This is a genomic window from Pseudomonas sp. HTZ2 (assembly GCF_033173945.1).
GTDB classification, from domain to species: Bacteria; Pseudomonadota; Gammaproteobacteria; order Pseudomonadales; family Pseudomonadaceae; genus Aquipseudomonas; species Aquipseudomonas guariconensis.
The window spans coordinates 4,625,689-4,639,430 of sequence record NZ_CP137332.1; the positions used below are offsets into that span (position 1 = coordinate 4,625,689).

23 protein-coding genes are annotated in these 13,742 nt (G+C 61.5%); 22 read left to right on the forward strand and 1 reads right to left on the reverse strand.

The annotated features are described in order from the left end of the window. Positions 1-250: 250 nt before the first annotated feature. Entirely contained in the window at positions 251-1,057 is an 807-nt protein-coding gene (locus R6G97_RS21385) for an XRE family transcriptional regulator (protein WP_063912525.1), read from the reverse strand. Positions 1,058-1,160: 103 nt separating this feature from the next. On the opposite strand from R6G97_RS21385, the gene R6G97_RS21390 reads away from it, so the two are divergent. The 22 genes from R6G97_RS21390 (at position 1,161) to R6G97_RS21495 (ending at position 13,734) form a co-directional block, all read left to right on the forward strand. Next, entirely contained in the window at positions 1,161-1,376 is a 216-nt protein-coding gene (locus R6G97_RS21390; protein WP_009397152.1) for a helix-turn-helix transcriptional regulator, read from the forward strand. Positions 1,377-1,406: 30 nt separating this feature from the next. After that, positions 1,407-1,595 carry a hypothetical protein gene (locus R6G97_RS21395; RefSeq protein WP_317847478.1) on the forward strand — a complete coding sequence of 63 codons (189 nt, stop codon included), beginning with the start codon at positions 1,407-1,409 and terminating at the stop codon, positions 1,593-1,595. 19 nt (positions 1,596-1,614) lie between these two features. Beyond that, a complete protein-coding gene (locus R6G97_RS21400) occupies positions 1,615-1,794 on the forward strand; it encodes a hypothetical protein (protein ID WP_317847479.1) in 180 nt (59 codons plus the stop codon). A 167-nt stretch (positions 1,795-1,961) separates the two neighbouring features. Beyond that, complete coding sequence (locus R6G97_RS21405; RefSeq protein ID WP_317848171.1) at positions 1,962-2,699, forward strand: Rha family transcriptional regulator; 738 nt, start codon at positions 1,962-1,964, stop codon at positions 2,697-2,699. Then, entirely contained in the window at positions 2,699-3,538 is an 840-nt protein-coding gene (locus R6G97_RS21410; RefSeq protein ID WP_317847480.1) for a DnaT-like ssDNA-binding domain-containing protein, read from the forward strand. Before R6G97_RS21405 ends, R6G97_RS21410 begins: the two co-directional genes overlap by 1 nt. Then, complete coding sequence (locus tag R6G97_RS21415) at positions 3,528-4,334, forward strand: ATP-binding protein (protein WP_317847481.1); 807 nt, start codon at positions 3,528-3,530, stop codon at positions 4,332-4,334. Before R6G97_RS21410 ends, R6G97_RS21415 begins: the two co-directional genes overlap by 11 nt. Further along, positions 4,334-4,597, forward strand: coding sequence for a hypothetical protein (locus tag R6G97_RS21420; protein WP_317847482.1), 264 nt, complete (start codon positions 4,334-4,336; stop codon positions 4,595-4,597). Before R6G97_RS21415 ends, R6G97_RS21420 begins: the two co-directional genes overlap by 1 nt. Beyond that, complete coding sequence (locus tag R6G97_RS21425) at positions 4,587-4,778, forward strand: hypothetical protein (protein WP_224455890.1); 192 nt, start codon at positions 4,587-4,589, stop codon at positions 4,776-4,778. Before R6G97_RS21420 ends, R6G97_RS21425 begins: the two co-directional genes overlap by 11 nt. After that, a complete protein-coding gene (locus R6G97_RS21430; RefSeq protein WP_317847483.1) occupies positions 4,771-5,241 on the forward strand; it encodes a hypothetical protein in 471 nt (156 codons plus the stop codon). The genes R6G97_RS21425 and R6G97_RS21430 overlap by 8 nt, the downstream gene beginning before the upstream one ends. Beyond that, entirely contained in the window at positions 5,238-5,537 is a 300-nt protein-coding gene (locus R6G97_RS21435) for a response regulator transcription factor (RefSeq protein ID WP_096010387.1), read from the forward strand. The genes R6G97_RS21430 and R6G97_RS21435 overlap by 4 nt, the downstream gene beginning before the upstream one ends. Then, a complete protein-coding gene (locus R6G97_RS21440; protein WP_317847484.1) occupies positions 5,528-6,130 on the forward strand; it encodes a recombination protein NinG in 603 nt (200 codons plus the stop codon). Before R6G97_RS21435 ends, R6G97_RS21440 begins: the two co-directional genes overlap by 10 nt. Then, positions 6,127-6,258: a hypothetical protein gene (locus R6G97_RS21445; protein ID WP_269806472.1), complete on the forward strand. Its 132-nt coding sequence runs from the start codon at positions 6,127-6,129 to the stop codon at positions 6,256-6,258. The genes R6G97_RS21440 and R6G97_RS21445 overlap by 4 nt, the downstream gene beginning before the upstream one ends. Beyond that, positions 6,249-6,839 carry a hypothetical protein gene (locus R6G97_RS21450; protein WP_317847485.1) on the forward strand — a complete coding sequence of 197 codons (591 nt, stop codon included), beginning with the start codon at positions 6,249-6,251 and terminating at the stop codon, positions 6,837-6,839. Before R6G97_RS21445 ends, R6G97_RS21450 begins: the two co-directional genes overlap by 10 nt. 129 nt (positions 6,840-6,968) lie before the next feature. Next, positions 6,969-7,295 carry a hypothetical protein gene (locus tag R6G97_RS21455; protein WP_026034491.1) on the forward strand — a complete coding sequence of 109 codons (327 nt, stop codon included), beginning with the start codon at positions 6,969-6,971 and terminating at the stop codon, positions 7,293-7,295. Next, complete coding sequence (locus tag R6G97_RS21460) at positions 7,292-7,603, forward strand: hypothetical protein (protein ID WP_317847486.1); 312 nt, start codon at positions 7,292-7,294, stop codon at positions 7,601-7,603. Before R6G97_RS21455 ends, R6G97_RS21460 begins: the two co-directional genes overlap by 4 nt. 49 nt (positions 7,604-7,652) lie before the next feature. Next, the gene (locus tag R6G97_RS21465) at positions 7,653-8,261 is read left to right on the forward strand and encodes a putative metallopeptidase (protein WP_317847487.1); all 609 of its coding nucleotides are present in this window, start codon (positions 7,653-7,655) and stop codon (positions 8,259-8,261) included. Positions 8,262-8,292: 31 nt separating this feature from the next. Then, positions 8,293-8,769 carry a DUF2280 domain-containing protein gene (locus R6G97_RS21470; RefSeq protein WP_317847488.1) on the forward strand — a complete coding sequence of 159 codons (477 nt, stop codon included), beginning with the start codon at positions 8,293-8,295 and terminating at the stop codon, positions 8,767-8,769. After that, a complete protein-coding gene (locus R6G97_RS21475; RefSeq protein WP_061203090.1) occupies positions 8,741-10,042 on the forward strand; it encodes a terminase large subunit domain-containing protein in 1,302 nt (433 codons plus the stop codon). The genes R6G97_RS21470 and R6G97_RS21475 overlap by 29 nt, the downstream gene beginning before the upstream one ends. A gap of 8 nt (positions 10,043-10,050) precedes the next feature. Beyond that, a complete protein-coding gene (locus R6G97_RS21480; protein ID WP_317847489.1) occupies positions 10,051-11,475 on the forward strand; it encodes a DUF4055 domain-containing protein in 1,425 nt (474 codons plus the stop codon). Then, on the forward strand, positions 11,465-12,511 hold the full coding sequence (locus R6G97_RS21485) for a minor capsid protein (protein ID WP_317847490.1): 1,047 nt from the start codon (positions 11,465-11,467) through the stop codon (positions 12,509-12,511). The genes R6G97_RS21480 and R6G97_RS21485 overlap by 11 nt, the downstream gene beginning before the upstream one ends. A 57-nt stretch (positions 12,512-12,568) precedes the next feature. Then, positions 12,569-12,937 carry a Gp49 family protein gene (locus tag R6G97_RS21490; protein ID WP_061550555.1) on the forward strand — a complete coding sequence of 123 codons (369 nt, stop codon included), beginning with the start codon at positions 12,569-12,571 and terminating at the stop codon, positions 12,935-12,937. An 86-nt stretch (positions 12,938-13,023) separates the two neighbouring features. Then, positions 13,024-13,734 carry a hypothetical protein gene (locus R6G97_RS21495; RefSeq protein WP_317847491.1) on the forward strand — a complete coding sequence of 237 codons (711 nt, stop codon included), beginning with the start codon at positions 13,024-13,026 and terminating at the stop codon, positions 13,732-13,734. Positions 13,735-13,742 lie beyond the last annotated feature (8 nt).

Genomic DNA, 13,742 nt, shown 5'->3' on the forward strand with positions numbered 1-13,742 from the left:
ATGTTCCCTGGCTGCTGCCAGTTTTTGCTGGGTGATTCGATCAGCTTTCGAGGCGGAGGCATTGTACTTTCTCAGCACTTTGCGCAGTGCCCGGCACTCGTCTTCTTCCCATGCCCACAAGATCCCATTACTCATGCGGTATCTACTCGCTCGGCGATTCGCACCAGTTCCACCGCAGACCATTTCAGGTCCGAGGCCCGGCCTTGGAGGTCGCGGCGCAGCTCTTGGTTTGGCTTGGTGAGGAGCATGGCTATACCAGGTGCGCGTTCCAGACCAGCAGCACGCGGGCCTGGATGTAGGTCATGTCCCGGCGGATCAGCCGATCCTTATGCCTCGGGTTGTCCGAAATCATCTCGAAGTGCTCCTCATCAGCCACCTGCAGGCGCTTGATGTAGAGCAGGTCATCCCAGACGAAGAGGTAGATCCCGTCGCCCACGAACTCGCGGACGTTGATATTCACGATCAGCGGGTCACGGTGCTTGATGGTGGGCTCCATCGACTGGCCCCAACCGGTGACCACTTTCAGGTGGAAGTGCTCTTCGAACTCGACGCCCAGCTCACGGAGATGGCTCGGGCTGACGCGGATGTCTTTGAGCAGCTCTGGAAAGTCGTGCGCGCTCTGACCGCCGCCCATTGATGCTCGGACATCGTAGTGGGCAATCCACACCTCATCACCTACCAGGCCTGGCCGGGAGAAGTCAGCCTCAATCACGTTTGACGGTTGCGGCTCCTCAGCTGCTGCGAGAAGCCGGCGGCGCGCCTCTTCGGAAAAGCCTTTTCCGCTCTTTGCGAGCATCTGCTTCACAAGATCGGCCATGCTCCGCTCAGGCGCGGCAGTTGGTTCTGGCGCCGGCGAATTCAGGAGCAGCTCGGACTGGTCCACGCCCAAGGCTGCTGCCATCGAGGCGATATCGGCCAGGGTCGGCTCGCGAGTGCCGACCTCATAGTTACCAACCCGGGATTGTGATTTCCAGCCGCAGGCCTCCGCAAGTTGGGCCTGGGACATCCCTTTGGCTTTTCTCAGGCGCTTGATGCGCTGGCTCAATGATTCGTTCATGCGCGGAATTTCATCACGAAACGAAATACCCAGCTTTCACTTATTGTGATTGCAATTAACACGATGCGTGTTTATCCTTCGGTCATCAATGGAGGAAGACCGTATGAACCAAGTCCGAACGATCCGCGAAAGGGCTGGCGTTACCCAGGCAGCGCTGCGCCGTCAGCTCGGCTGGAATCAGTCCCGCCTGGCGAATTACGAATCAGGCCTCAGGAATCCGGGCCTTCAAGAGGCGCGCCAGATCGTGGAAGCGCTGAACGTCCTGGGCGCCAGTTGCGCCCTTGATGATGCGTTCCCGCCGGCACAAGTCGCCGCCTAACTAATTCCAACTGCAAGGAGCTACTCCCGCATGTACGCCAACCGCAATCACCTGCATGACCGCGAGATCAAGGTCCGGGTCGACGAGGACACATTCAACCTAATTCAGGCGCTAGCGACGTTCCATCGCACTCAGCGTGCGGTTCTTTGTCGCGAGCTTCTTGAAGCGCAACTTGCCGCCCTGTCTTCGGAGACTACAGGCGAACAAGCGGTGGCCTGAAGGCCCTTAGGAGGGGCCAATGCCTATCGAACAGATCGGCTTGGACCAGGCGCTGATGAGCCAGCTTGAGCAGGAAGCAAAGCGACGGGGCGTCAGCCCTGAAGACCTTGCTGCAGAGCTGATTCGGAAAGAACTGGCAAGCCGAACGAAGCCTCGTAATCCGCGAGGCAATGTAAAGCCGTTCCACGTCAGGTCCTGATCAGGCCCTGATAAGCCCGAATTGCGGGCACAAAAAAGCCGGGATTGCGGCCCGGCCTTTTCAACTGCATATGACTGGAGTCGATTATGCATATCCAACCACCCGATGTACAGGGCCTCCCGAGGCCCGCGCCACAAAATGCTGCCAGCGGTTTCGTGGCGCGCACGATGTCATCCAAAGAGATCGCCAGCTTGACCGGCAAGCGCCATGACAACGTCAAGCGCGACATCGTTGCGATGCTGAAAGACCTCAAGGTCGATCCCCTCAGTTTTGAGGACATCTATCTCGATGGGAGAAACCGTGAGCAGGTGCAGTACATGCTCGACCGCGAGCATACCGATTGCTTGTTGACTGGATACAGCCCTGCGCTGCGTATGAAGGTGATTCGCCGCTGGCGGGAACTGGAAGGCCAGTCAGAAGCGCGCCAGGCTGTGACAGCTAACGGCACCAAGGTGATTGGCGAAATCGCCATCATGGAGTGCTTCACCCGTCTGCTTAAGCCCGCACCATCGAGCCAGCTGGCGATGCTTACCAAGATCGCCGAGAACAACGGCCTCGACCCCCAATTTCTGCCGGGATATGCCATCGACTCGCCACCGGACGCCACGGGTGGCAGTTCGATGCCGACCATGGCGGTAACAACTCTGCTCAAGCGTCATGGCGTGAACAAGTCAGCTCCTGCCTTCAATCGCGCCCTTGCTGGCCTAGGCATTCTCCAGGCGAGAACCCGCCAGAACAGCAAGCGCGAGCCCGTGTGCTTCTGGTCTGTGACTGATAAGGGCCTGCGGTACGGGAAAAACATCACCAGCCCGCAATGCCCGCGGGAAACACAGCCGCACTGGTACATCGATCGTTTCGAAGAGCTCGTCGACCTGGTCGACCTGGTCGGCGTGGGAGCCAAGTAATGGCCGGAGACTGGATCAAAATGCGAGTAGATCTTCAGACCCATCCGAAAGTTTTCCGCATGGTGTCCGCATTGCGTGCGGACAGATTGCGGGTTATTGGCGGACTGCATGTCGTCTGGAGCATCTTTGACACCCATTCTGCTGACGGTGTGCTGCACGGCTACACCACGGATGCGATGGATGCCGTGATCGGCTGGCCGGGCTTCACTCAGGCCATGGTCGACGTCGAATGGGCTGATGTCGAGGACGACGGAAGCCTTGTCATGCCTCGCTTTGACGAGCACAACGGGGCCAGTGCAAAGCGTCGAGCCAACGACAGTGAGCGCAAAAGGGCATCTCGAAAGGGCGAATCTGTCCGCAATGTGTCCGCAAGTGATGCGGACAAAATGCGGACCAGAGAAGAGAAGAGAAGAGATATAAAGAACTCTCTCAGCGCGGGCGAGGAAATTCCCGCCACCGGGGTCGGCGAGCAAGATTTCGAAGCCCCCTCGCAACCTGTCGACCCGAAAGCCCCTGTCGAGATGACCCTGGACTGGGTGCCTGACGCCAAGTCTCTCAAGACCTACTGCGTGCACTACGGCGTGTCGGTCGATCTGTTCACCCCTGAGGCCATCGCGCCGTTCACCGCACACCACGAATCCAGTGGTGGCCTGCAAACCCAGGGCAAGTGGGTGCAGATGCTGGTCAAGTGGGTGAAGAACGACCAGAACCGTGCGAGCAATGTTAGACCGTTCCCGAGCAAGCCCGCAGCGCAGCAAGCAAGCCGCCACCACGGCTTCGCTGATCGCGACTACACCGCAGGCCTGAAACAGCGGGAGGACGGTAGCTATGCGCTCTGAAAACGTCGTCCAGATCGACCAAGGCACGGTCGTTGCCCGCATCCAGCCAGCTGAGTGCGAGAAGCACGGCCCCTTCGAGCAGAAGGTCACCATGCTGCTCGGCAAGGCACTGCGCAGCCTCTGCCCTGAATGCGCTCGCATTGCCAAGGAGGAGCGCGAGGCGCGCGCAGAGGCCGAGCAGGCCCTGAACGTGCGCCTGGCGATCTCCCGCAAGCTAGGCGACTCGCTGATCCCGAAACGCTTCGCTGATCGCTCTCTGGCGAACTACAAGGCCGAGCACAAGGGCCAGGCCGAGGCGCTGCGCTTCTGCCGGCACTACGTGAAGACCTTCGACCAGATCGCCGAGAACGGGCGCTGCATGGTGCTGCTGGGCAAGCCTGGCACCGGAAAGACCCACCTGGGCGCCGGCATGGCGAACGACCTCATGCGCAATACGTCGCACTCGGCCGTTTACCGCACTGTCGGTTCGGTCCTGCAGGCCATCCGCGCCACCTACGACCGCTCCAGCGAGGCGACCGAGGCGAGCATCCTGGCCAGCCTCATCGAGCCATCCCTGCTGGTGCTGGACGAAGTCGGCGTGAGCAAGGAGCAGCCGAGCGACTTCGAGCTGACGACCCTGTTCGCGATCATCAACGGCCGTTACGAGCAGGTGAAGCCCACGGTGGTCATTTCCAACCTGGACGGCAGCCAGCTGCCAATGGCCATGGGCGAGCGCTGTGTCGACCGCTTGCGCGAGGGCGGAATGATCGTTGTCCCGTTCGAGTGGGAATCCCATCGCGGCAAGGAGGGTATCTGATGACCCCCGCACAAGGAATCACAGTCGCCCAGCTCAAGGCCGAGAACGAAGACTACAAGTCCGGGCAGGAGCGCTATGAGCAGATCATTGAAGATCTCAAGGCCGAGAACGAGGCGCTACGCAAGGATGCCGAGCGGTACCGCGGCGTTCGCCGTGTCGCCAACCATCAGGGCTTCACTGACGAGCAGTTCGACCAGCAAACCGACTCCAGGGTTTCCCGCTTCGACGCAGCCATGGCCAAGGAGGCGAACCATGATCGATAACCGCCGGCTGCTAATCATCCAGGTGGCCCTGTCCATGCTCGAGCAATGGTATTCGACTTGGGAAGGGTTCAAGGGGCACCACGATGGCGGCATCCGTCGCCTGGCCCTTCATTCGAAGGCTCGGGGTCTGGTCTATCACGACCGGGCTTTGCTCAAGGCGGAGGATGCGTTCAATGGCTGAAAAAATCAGTGTCAACTGCCAAGCCAAGCTCTCCGAGGCCGTGACCATGCTCACCCGTCTGTTCCGCGACAAGAAGTTCGTCGTGGTCACCATGCGTCCGGGCAAGGATCGCACCCTGGACCAGAACGCCCTGTGGTTCGCCATGTACGACCGCATCGCAAAGAGCACCGAGATGGGCGACATCGAGGATGTGCGCCGGTACTGCAAGCTGCACTTCGGCGTGCCGATCATGCGCGCTGGCTGCGATGAGTTCCGCACCGGCTGGGCCGAGTCGTTCATCCACCTGCCGTATGAGGTGAAGCTGCGCCTGATGGGGCCGTGCGCGATGTTCGGGCCGGATGGCTTCCCGGTCACTCGGTTGTTCGACCGGGCCCAGGGCTGCCAGTACACCGACCGCATCGTGGCAGAGTTCGCGCCGCAGGGTGTGGTGTTCAGCGACTTGCTCAGCGAGGAGGCGGCATGAAGAGCCAGGAAGCAAACCTCAAGCGGAACAAGGACCAAGGCGTTTTCGCAGCGCCCGGCTGGCGGGGGCTGTATGGCCATGGCCTGACGCGGCGCGGGGTGCAGTGCGTGGTTCTCGCTGCAACAGGAAAGAGCGGAAAGCAGATCGCTCGCGAGCTCGGCATTTCGCCGGGAACGGTCACCAGCAGGATGGCAGACGCTCGCTTGCACCTGGGGGCCTCCAACCGCACGGAACTGGTCGCTAAGGCAGTTGCGGCAGGGATCATCTACGCATCGGAGGCCGAGCCATGCGCGTAGCCGAGATCAAGCCGAAGAAGTGCAAGGCGCCAGGTTGCGGCAAGCTCTTCAAGCCGACAATGACCACGCAGAAGGTGTGCAGCATCGCCTGTGCCAAGGCCATGGCCAAAGATCCGAAGCTGCAGAAGGTTGCGGCCAAGGCAATCACCAAGCAGGCCCGGGAAGACCTCAAGGAACGCCGGGAGAAGCTGAAGACCCGCCGCGAGCACATGACCGAGGCGCAGACCGCGTTCAATGCCTACATCCGGGAGCGCGACGCCGGTCTGCCGTGCATCAGCTGCGACTCGCTGCCGAGCGACCACGACCTCATCACCGGTAGCCGCTGGGATGCGGGCCATTACCGGTCAGTAGGAGCCTGCCCGGAGCTGCGGTTCGAACCGCTGAACGTCCACCGCCAGTGCGTGAAGTGCAACCGGAACCTGTCGGGTAACGCGGTCGAGTACCGCATTCGGTTGGTGAAGCGCATCGGCGCCGACCAGGTTGATTGGCTCGAAGGGCCTCATAAGCCCCAGCGCCTAACCATCGAAGACCTGCAGACCATCAAGGCCCTGTACAGGCAAAAACTCAAAGACCTACGGAGGGCAGCAGCATGAACTGGACACCAACCGACAGCGGCCAGCTGCTGATTCTGGCCATGGTTATTTTCGGCGGGTATGCGCTCGCGCGCGCTGCCGTCATCAGAGCCAAGCGTAAGCGCGAGGAGGGCGGCCCATGCAGCTGAACAGCGCCCGCCAGGCCTGGCACGACTGCCTGCACACCCCATGGGACAGCCAGGGCGTATTCATCGAGCAGCTCGGGCTGCTGGGCACGATGGTCCAGACGACGGAGAAGCAGCGCAAGGCCAGCCATGCTGTGCACCAGGCGCTGGCTGGGGGAGTGCAGGCTGCAATCTACAAGCTGCCCGGCAGTCTGCGCGCCTTCGGAAACTTCATGTACGCCCCGAGCTGCAGTGACGACGAGCGGGAGGTGGCCGAGGAAGTGATCTTCAGCATGGCCATGGCCAGGTCCGGACGAATGACCGCGGCCAAGCGCGAGCGCTGCGAATATGTGGCCAAGGGCGTCATGTTCCGGTACCGGCGGATGCACCAGGGCGGGCAGTCATCGGCCCAGGACCCGTTCGCGAGCGCGGAGTGGTTCAAGCGCTGGATCGATGAAACCTATGGCGTGACGCTGCCATCCTGCGCCTGGGCCCGCGACTGGGAGCCTTTCGTGCAGATCTGCTTCGAGGTTTGCGAGGACATCGACAAGCGCGCTCTGTCGCCGGTGGCAGCCGCAATCTACCAGATGAAGGAGGCCGCTTGAGGCCCTATTGCGTTCCCGCACGGCTGGTGGCATGATTTCGCCATCCTGATAATTTTGCCTTTGGCAAAAACTCAAACGAACCCGGCCATCGCGCCGGGTTTTTTGTTCATGCACAGCGAGAGGTCGAGCATGGAGTTCTTCCACCGACTGCTCGAGAAGTTCGACTGGATGATTGCGGGCCTATTGGGGGCCTTGGTAGCGACCCGCTGGCACAAGGACGACCTGACCGACCGAAAGGCCTGGCTGCTCTTCCTGTTCACTGGTATGGCCTGCGCTCACTACCTCACTGGGATGGTCAGCAATTACTTCGGTATCACCGAGCCCCGTAGCGTTGCGGGCGTGGGTTTTCTTCTCGGCACCTTCGGCGGTTCTCTCATTGCCGCCATCAACCGAGCGATCAAAGCCGCCGATCTATGGTCTGTCATCAGGTCCAAGTTCGGAGGGCCTAGCTCATGACATACGAATACATCAACGCCATCGCGGCTGGCCTCATCGCCATCTGGGCAACCTGGTGCGTGCTGAGCGGCAAGGTCCGGGACGGAGTGATCGGCAAGGTGCTGTACGCGATCATCGCCATCAGCGGATACGCCATCCTGGCCCGATCCGAGCGCATGTTCTTCACCGCCAACACAGCCTGGGCCACGCTGATGGTATCGCTGGCCCTGGCGGGTATACGGCACATGTTCATGCTTACCTACTGGCCGCGTGTGAAGCGCTGGATCTGCCGACACCTACAATGCGAAGGCTGCAAGCCGGTTGAGTGATCGGCGCCACAAAACAGATGTGCGCCGTTTCGTGGCGCCGGGAGTGCACATGAGCAGACCGATGCCGCCGGCCGACCTGCTCGACTCCTTGTGGCTGACACTGCGCCCCGCTCCTGAAGTTTGGGAGTGGATACAGGCCGAGATACTCGCTACCACCGGTAGCATCCACAACGAAGAGCACGCTCACCTCATGGACGCCAACATCGGCGTGCTGTGGGCGTCGTCTGCTTTCGCCAAGAAGGGGCGGGCGGTGCTCGGCCAGGCTGAGCAACTGATGATCCGCGCTGGAGGGTGGCAGAAGGCTCGCCAAGAGCAGCAGATGCGTGACTGGTTCGGAGAAGAGCCGGATTTCCTCATCACGCTGGCTGCGGATTACTGCTCCCAGTGCTCGGACACCGAGTTCTGCTCCCTAATCGAGCATGAGCTTTACCACGTAGCCCAGAAGGTCGATCAGTACGGCGCGCCCAAGTTCACCCGGGACGGTCTACCCAGCCTGACGATCCGTGGCCACGATGTGGAGGAGTTCGTAGGTGTGGTTCGCCGCTACGGTGCCAGCCACGACGTACAGCAGCTGATCGACGCTGCAAGCCGGCCGCCCGAGGTGGCCAAGATCAACATTTCGAGGGCCTGCGGAACCTGTCTACTGAGGTCGGCCTGATGTGAGACAGGCATGAGACGGAATCCAACCTATGGCAGCCCTGACAAGCGATGTGAAAGCCTTCATCGTTCAGGCTTTGGCGTGCTTTGACACGCCCACCCAAGTCTCACAAGCCGTCAAGCAAGAATTCGACATTGATGTGACCCGCCAGCAGGTCGAGCAGCACGACCCAACCAAGCGCGCCGGGGCGAACCTGGCGGCCAAATGGCGAACGCTATTCGAAGATACCCGCAAGCGTTTCCGCGAGGAGACATCCGAGATCCCCATTGCCAACCGGGCGTTCCGGCTGCGCGTGCTTGGGCGGATGGCTGAGAAGGCCGAGAGCATGAAGAACATGGCTCTGACTGCCCAGCTTCTGGAGCAGGCGGCCAAAGAGGTCGGTGATGTCTACGTGAGCCGCCAGACCAAGAACGAGAATCCTCACGACAACGTACCGCCCACCCGGGTGCAGGTCGATGTGGTGGATGCGAGGAAGCCTGATGCCGTCGTTGAACGTTCCGCAGGCTAGCTTCCTCCGGATGGAGAACAAGTTTCGCGGCTTCGTAGCTGGGTTCGGATCGGGCAAGACCTGGGTAGGCTGCGCGGCGCTGTGCAAGCATGTATGGGAGTGGCCCCGGATCGACTCCGGCTACTTCGCGCCGACCTACCCGCAGATCCGCGACATCTTCTTCCCGACCATCGAGGAAGTCGCCTTCGACTGGGGCCTGAAGGTCAAGACGAAGGAGAGCGACAAGGAAGTCGAGTTCTACAGCGGCGGCCAGTACCGCAGCACGACCATCTGCCGCTCAATGGAGAAGCCGCAGACTATCGTGGGCTTCAAGATCGGGCACGCCCTGGTCGACGAGCTCGATGTTCTGCCCGCGCTCAAGGCCGAGCACGCCTGGCGCAAGATCATTGCCCGGATGCGCTACAACGTGCCCGGACTGAAGAACGGCGTGGATGTGACGACTACCCCCGAGGGGTTCAAGTTCGTCTACCAGCAGTTCGTGAAGCAGCTGCGGGAGAAACCGGCCCTGCAGGGCATGTACGGCCTGGTGCAAGCCAGCACATTCGACAACGAGCTGAACCTGCCGCCCGACTACATCCCGTCGCTGATGGAGTCGTACCCGGCCCAGCTGATCCTGGCCTACCTAAACGGCCAGTTCGTCAACCTGAACTCCGGGTCGATCTACCACGCCTACGACCGGAAGCTGAATTCCTGCTTCGACACCGTAGAGCCTGGAGAGCCCCTGTTCATCGGCATGGACTTCAACGTCGGCAAGATGGCGGCGATCGTCCATGTCAAGCGGCCTGACGGAAAGCCCAGGGCCGTGGATGAGCTGATCGACGGCTTTGATACCCCGGACATGATCCGGCGCATCAAGGAGCGCTACTGGCGGCACAACGGTCGGGACTACGAGAAGACCTGCGAGATCAGGATCTATCCGGACGCCTCAGGCGGGTCGCGCAAGTCGGTGAACGCCAGCGAGACGGACATTGCCATCCTGCGGCAGGCTGGCTTCAGCGTGATCGCTCCAGATGCAAACCCGCCGGTGAAAGACCGCATCAACGCCATGAACGCGATGTTCTGCAACGCGAATGGCGAGCGCCGATATCTGATCAACCCACTGCGCTGCCCGACCTATGCAGACGGCCTGGAGCAGCAGGTATGGGCTGCCAACGGTGAGCCCGACAAGAAATCTGGCGTGGACCACGCGAACGACGCGGGTGGCTACTTCATCCACCACGACTACCCGATCAGCAGGCCGGTTACCCACGTACCAATCACGTTCACTTTCTGAGGCCACCCATGCCGAACTTTATTCCCCGGGCCGAGTACTCGGAGGCCTTGCCCGGCTGGCAGCTGGTCAAGCGCTGCGTGGCCGGCGCCCGAGAGGTGCGCAAGCACGACGAATACCTGCCGATGCCGGACCCGGAGAACAAATCACCGGAGAACCTGGCGCGGTACAAGCAGTACAAGAAGCGGGCGATGTTCCTGAACATCACCGGGCGCACGCGTACCGGCCTGCTGGGCGCGGTGTTCCGCAAGACTGCCGAACTGCAACTGCCCGCCGGCGTGGAGTACCTGAAGGAGAACGCCAGCGGCGACGGCACGAGCCTGGAGCAGCTTTCCAAGCGCTCCGTGGGTGAGTGCCTGGATACTGGGCGTGGTGGCTTCCTGGTGGACTTCCCGCCAGTTGAAGGTGTGTCCTCCATGGCCGACATGCAGGGCCGGCGTGCACTGATCCACCACTACGGCGCGACCTCGATCATCGACTGGGAAGAGCAGGTCATTGATGGCGTGCTGCGCCTGGTCTACGTCTGTCTGCTGGAATGCGTGTCCGAGTTCAGCCGGGAGAACCTCGATCGCATCAAGGAAGAGCAGTACCGAGTCCTGCTGCTGGTAGATGGAAAGTACGTCCAGCGCCTCTACAGCAAGGACGGCAAGACGTACACCGAGACCCAGCCGCTCGACAAGAATGGCCAGCCGTTCGATCACATCCTGTTCAGCTTCTACGGAGCCGAGGACAACGACGCCAGCATCGACAAGTCGCCGCTTGAAGACCTGGCTGATGTGAACATCCTGCACTACGGCAACAGCGCCACGGTGGAGGAGAGCGGGTTTATCAGCAGTCAGCCCACGCTGTTCATCACCACCGACATCAGCGCGGACGATTTCGCCAAACTGAACCCCAATGGCATCCACATCGGCTCTACCCGCGGCTTCAGCCTGGGTAAGTCCGGTGACGCAAAGCTTGTCCAGGCAACCGAGAGCCAGCTGGCTCGCACGCTGATGAAGGACAAGGAAGAGCAGATGCTGATGATCGGCGCCCGCATCGTGCAGAAAGCAGGCGGCGCCGAGACGGCCGAGGCTGTGCGCATCCGATACAGCTCAGACAACAGCGTGCTGGGCACTATCGCCGGGAACGTGTCGGAGGCCCTGAGGCGGGCCATCCTCGATGCTGAGCGCTTCATGATGGGCGAGCCGGACGAGGACGGGACGGTCTTCTGGCTCAACCAGTCGTTCTTCGACGAGACGATGACCGCCCAGGACATCCTGGCCCAGGTCCAGCTCTGGCAGCAGGGCATCATCGCGAAGTCCGACCTGCGCACCAACCTGCGCCAGGGCGGCGTGCTTGAGGCCGATCGCACCGATGAGTTGATCGACGATGAACTGGCCGAGCAGCCGCCGGTGACCGGCAACGATACCGGAGGCGGTGAGGATGAGCAGTGACGGCTACCTTTCCGACGCAGCGACTCGCCACCAGGTGCACGTGCAGCGTTACGCCGGGGGAAGCCTCAAGCGCCTGGCCAAGTTCATCACCAAGGCCATCAGCGCCGCCAAATCTCGCGTATCAGAAGGTTTGAGCCGTTACGGCACCCAACGGTACGAGAAGCAGATCAAAGTGCTACAAGGCGAGCTGGCTGACGTTTACGGCGAGATGAAGCAGCAGGCCGTGCTAGACCTGACGGAGTTCGCCGGGTACGAGGCCGAGTTCAACATGACCCTGCTGGGCAAGGTCGTGAAGACAGTCGTGCAGATGAACAAGCCCAGCATTGAGCAGGTCGCCGCCGCAGCGCTGGCCGATCCGCTTGATCTGGAGGTCGGCAAGGGGCGGCAGCGCATCAGCATCGCCGGCGCGCTCGACCAGTACGGCACCAAGAAGAGCGCCGAGATCATCAGCGAGATTCGCATGGGCTCGGCGCTGGGTGAGACGACAAGTCAGATCACCCGCCGGCTCACATCGCTCGGCGTGCAACAGCGCGACCAGGCTGGTGCACTGGTGCGGACCATGACCAACCACATCGCCAGTTCAGCGAGGTCGCAGGTCATGGCCGACAACGACGACATCCTGAAGGGTAAGCGCCGGGTCGCCACGCTGGACGGCAGGACCACGCCGCTCTGCCGTGCGCTGGATGGCACGGTGGTGCCCATGACAGCGCCGTCGCCGCCGTTCCACTGGAACTGCCGGACCACCGAGATCCCAGTCCTCAAGGATGAGTTTGCCCGAGATATCCCTGGCTCAACTCGCCCAGCGGTAGGCCCGGACGGTGCCGAGCAGGTCAGCAGCAAGACCACCTACGGCGAATGGCTTGCACGCCAGTCGGCAGCGTTCCAAGAGGATGTGCTCGGCCCAGCTCGCTACAAGCTGTTCAGCAAGGGCGAGCTCACCATCGACCGGTTTGTCGACGATGACGGCCGCACCCTGACCCTCAAGCAGCTGCGCGAGCGTGAGCCGATGGCATTCGAGCGGGCCGGCCTGAACTGATCCGCGCCACAAAACACATCATCGCGCTTTCGTGGCGCGCCATTATTGGAGAGCACCATGAGCGACAAAGATATCGAGCAAGAAATCCTTGCGAAGGGCAAGACCGCTGCGAGGGTCACACCTGCTGACGTACAGGCGAACATCGTCGGCGAGTACTACTTCACCGCATCTGAAGGCGTGCAGGCTGCTCTGCATAAGCAGGATGAACTGACGCGCCTCACCGGTGCGCACGGCGAGTTGGCTCTGCTCACCTTCTGCGTTCTGGTGCTCAAAAACGGGTTCACCGTCACTGGCGAGTCGGCATGTGCCAGCCCTGAGAATTTCGACGAAGAGATCGGTCGCAAGATTGCTCGGCAGAACGCTGAGCAGAAGATCTGGCCCTTGATGGGCTACGAACTGAAGCAGCGCCTGCGCGACGCCAACTGACAGCAGCACGATTTCCAAGCCCTGGCTGAGCCGGGGCTTTTTTGTACCCGCAGGCAGGGCCTGCTCAACGTCTCTGGGAGACAGCAATGACCTTGAAATTCCAACTGGACAGCCTCGAAGGCGTCGAAGAATCGGTAGCAGCCCTGTACGTCGAGAAGGACGGCAAGTTCGTCCTTGGCATCGATGGTCTGCCGCAGCAGGAGGATGTCACCGGCCTGAAGGCCAAGGTGGAGGAGCTCCTGGGCGAGAAGAAGGCCGCCGAGAAAGCCCGCCGCGAGGCCGAAGACAAGGCGCGAGCCGAAGCTGAAGAAGCCGCCCGCAAGTCGGGCAACGTCGAGGAGCTCGAAAAGTCCTGGTCCGAGAAGTACAACCGCCGCGAAGCTGAACTGACCGGCACTCTCGAAAGCGAACGCGCCACCCTTCAAGCTCAGATCCGGGATCTGACCGTGGGCCGCACCGCCACCGAGATCGCGACTGCTCTGGCCGTGCCAGGCAGCGCCAAGGCATTGCTTCCCCACATCGAACGCCGGCTGAGCGTCGAGCAGCGCGACGGTAAGCCAACCGTTGTCGTGCTGGACGCTGCCGGCAAGCTCTCGGCGGCAACGCTGGACGAGCTGAAAGCAGAATTCACCAACGATCCGGCCTTTGGCCCGCTGATCGCTGGTAGCAAGGCATCTGGCGGCGGGGCCGGGGGTGCTGGAAAGGGCGGCGGGGCCGCAAAAGGAAACATCGGCGGCACCAAAGAGGAACGTACGGCGGCGATCGCTGGCCGGTTCCCAGACCTCCCACTGAAATAAGGAAAAAC

Coding starts and splice junctions, on each gene's coding strand:
- R6G97_RS21385 (WP_063912525.1), bottom strand. CDS start 1,057: ATGAACGAATCATTGAGCCAGCGCATCAAGCGCCTGAGAAAAGCCAAA.
- R6G97_RS21390 (WP_009397152.1), top strand. CDS start 1,161: ATGAACCAAGTCCGAACGATCCGCGAAAGGGCTGGCGTTACCCAGGCA.
- R6G97_RS21395 (WP_317847478.1), top strand. CDS start 1,407: ATGTACGCCAACCGCAATCACCTGCATGACCGCGAGATCAAGGTCCGG.
- R6G97_RS21400 (WP_317847479.1), top strand. CDS start 1,615: ATGCCTATCGAACAGATCGGCTTGGACCAGGCGCTGATGAGCCAGCTT.
- R6G97_RS21405 (WP_317848171.1), top strand. CDS start 1,962: ATGTCATCCAAAGAGATCGCCAGCTTGACCGGCAAGCGCCATGACAAC.
- R6G97_RS21410 (WP_317847480.1), top strand. CDS start 2,699: ATGGCCGGAGACTGGATCAAAATGCGAGTAGATCTTCAGACCCATCCG.
- R6G97_RS21415 (WP_317847481.1), top strand. CDS start 3,528: ATGCGCTCTGAAAACGTCGTCCAGATCGACCAAGGCACGGTCGTTGCC.
- R6G97_RS21420 (WP_317847482.1), top strand. CDS start 4,334: ATGACCCCCGCACAAGGAATCACAGTCGCCCAGCTCAAGGCCGAGAAC.
- R6G97_RS21425 (WP_224455890.1), top strand. CDS start 4,587: ATGATCGATAACCGCCGGCTGCTAATCATCCAGGTGGCCCTGTCCATG.
- R6G97_RS21430 (WP_317847483.1), top strand. CDS start 4,771: ATGGCTGAAAAAATCAGTGTCAACTGCCAAGCCAAGCTCTCCGAGGCC.
- R6G97_RS21435 (WP_096010387.1), top strand. CDS start 5,238: ATGAAGAGCCAGGAAGCAAACCTCAAGCGGAACAAGGACCAAGGCGTT.
- R6G97_RS21440 (WP_317847484.1), top strand. CDS start 5,528: ATGCGCGTAGCCGAGATCAAGCCGAAGAAGTGCAAGGCGCCAGGTTGC.
- R6G97_RS21445 (WP_269806472.1), top strand. CDS start 6,127: ATGAACTGGACACCAACCGACAGCGGCCAGCTGCTGATTCTGGCCATG.
- R6G97_RS21450 (WP_317847485.1), top strand. CDS start 6,249: ATGCAGCTGAACAGCGCCCGCCAGGCCTGGCACGACTGCCTGCACACC.
- R6G97_RS21455 (WP_026034491.1), top strand. CDS start 6,969: ATGGAGTTCTTCCACCGACTGCTCGAGAAGTTCGACTGGATGATTGCG.
- R6G97_RS21460 (WP_317847486.1), top strand. CDS start 7,292: ATGACATACGAATACATCAACGCCATCGCGGCTGGCCTCATCGCCATC.
- R6G97_RS21465 (WP_317847487.1), top strand. CDS start 7,653: ATGAGCAGACCGATGCCGCCGGCCGACCTGCTCGACTCCTTGTGGCTG.
- R6G97_RS21470 (WP_317847488.1), top strand. CDS start 8,293: ATGGCAGCCCTGACAAGCGATGTGAAAGCCTTCATCGTTCAGGCTTTG.
- R6G97_RS21475 (WP_061203090.1), top strand. CDS start 8,741: ATGCCGTCGTTGAACGTTCCGCAGGCTAGCTTCCTCCGGATGGAGAAC.
- R6G97_RS21480 (WP_317847489.1), top strand. CDS start 10,051: ATGCCGAACTTTATTCCCCGGGCCGAGTACTCGGAGGCCTTGCCCGGC.
- R6G97_RS21485 (WP_317847490.1), top strand. CDS start 11,465: ATGAGCAGTGACGGCTACCTTTCCGACGCAGCGACTCGCCACCAGGTG.
- R6G97_RS21490 (WP_061550555.1), top strand. CDS start 12,569: ATGAGCGACAAAGATATCGAGCAAGAAATCCTTGCGAAGGGCAAGACC.
- R6G97_RS21495 (WP_317847491.1), top strand. CDS start 13,024: ATGACCTTGAAATTCCAACTGGACAGCCTCGAAGGCGTCGAAGAATCG.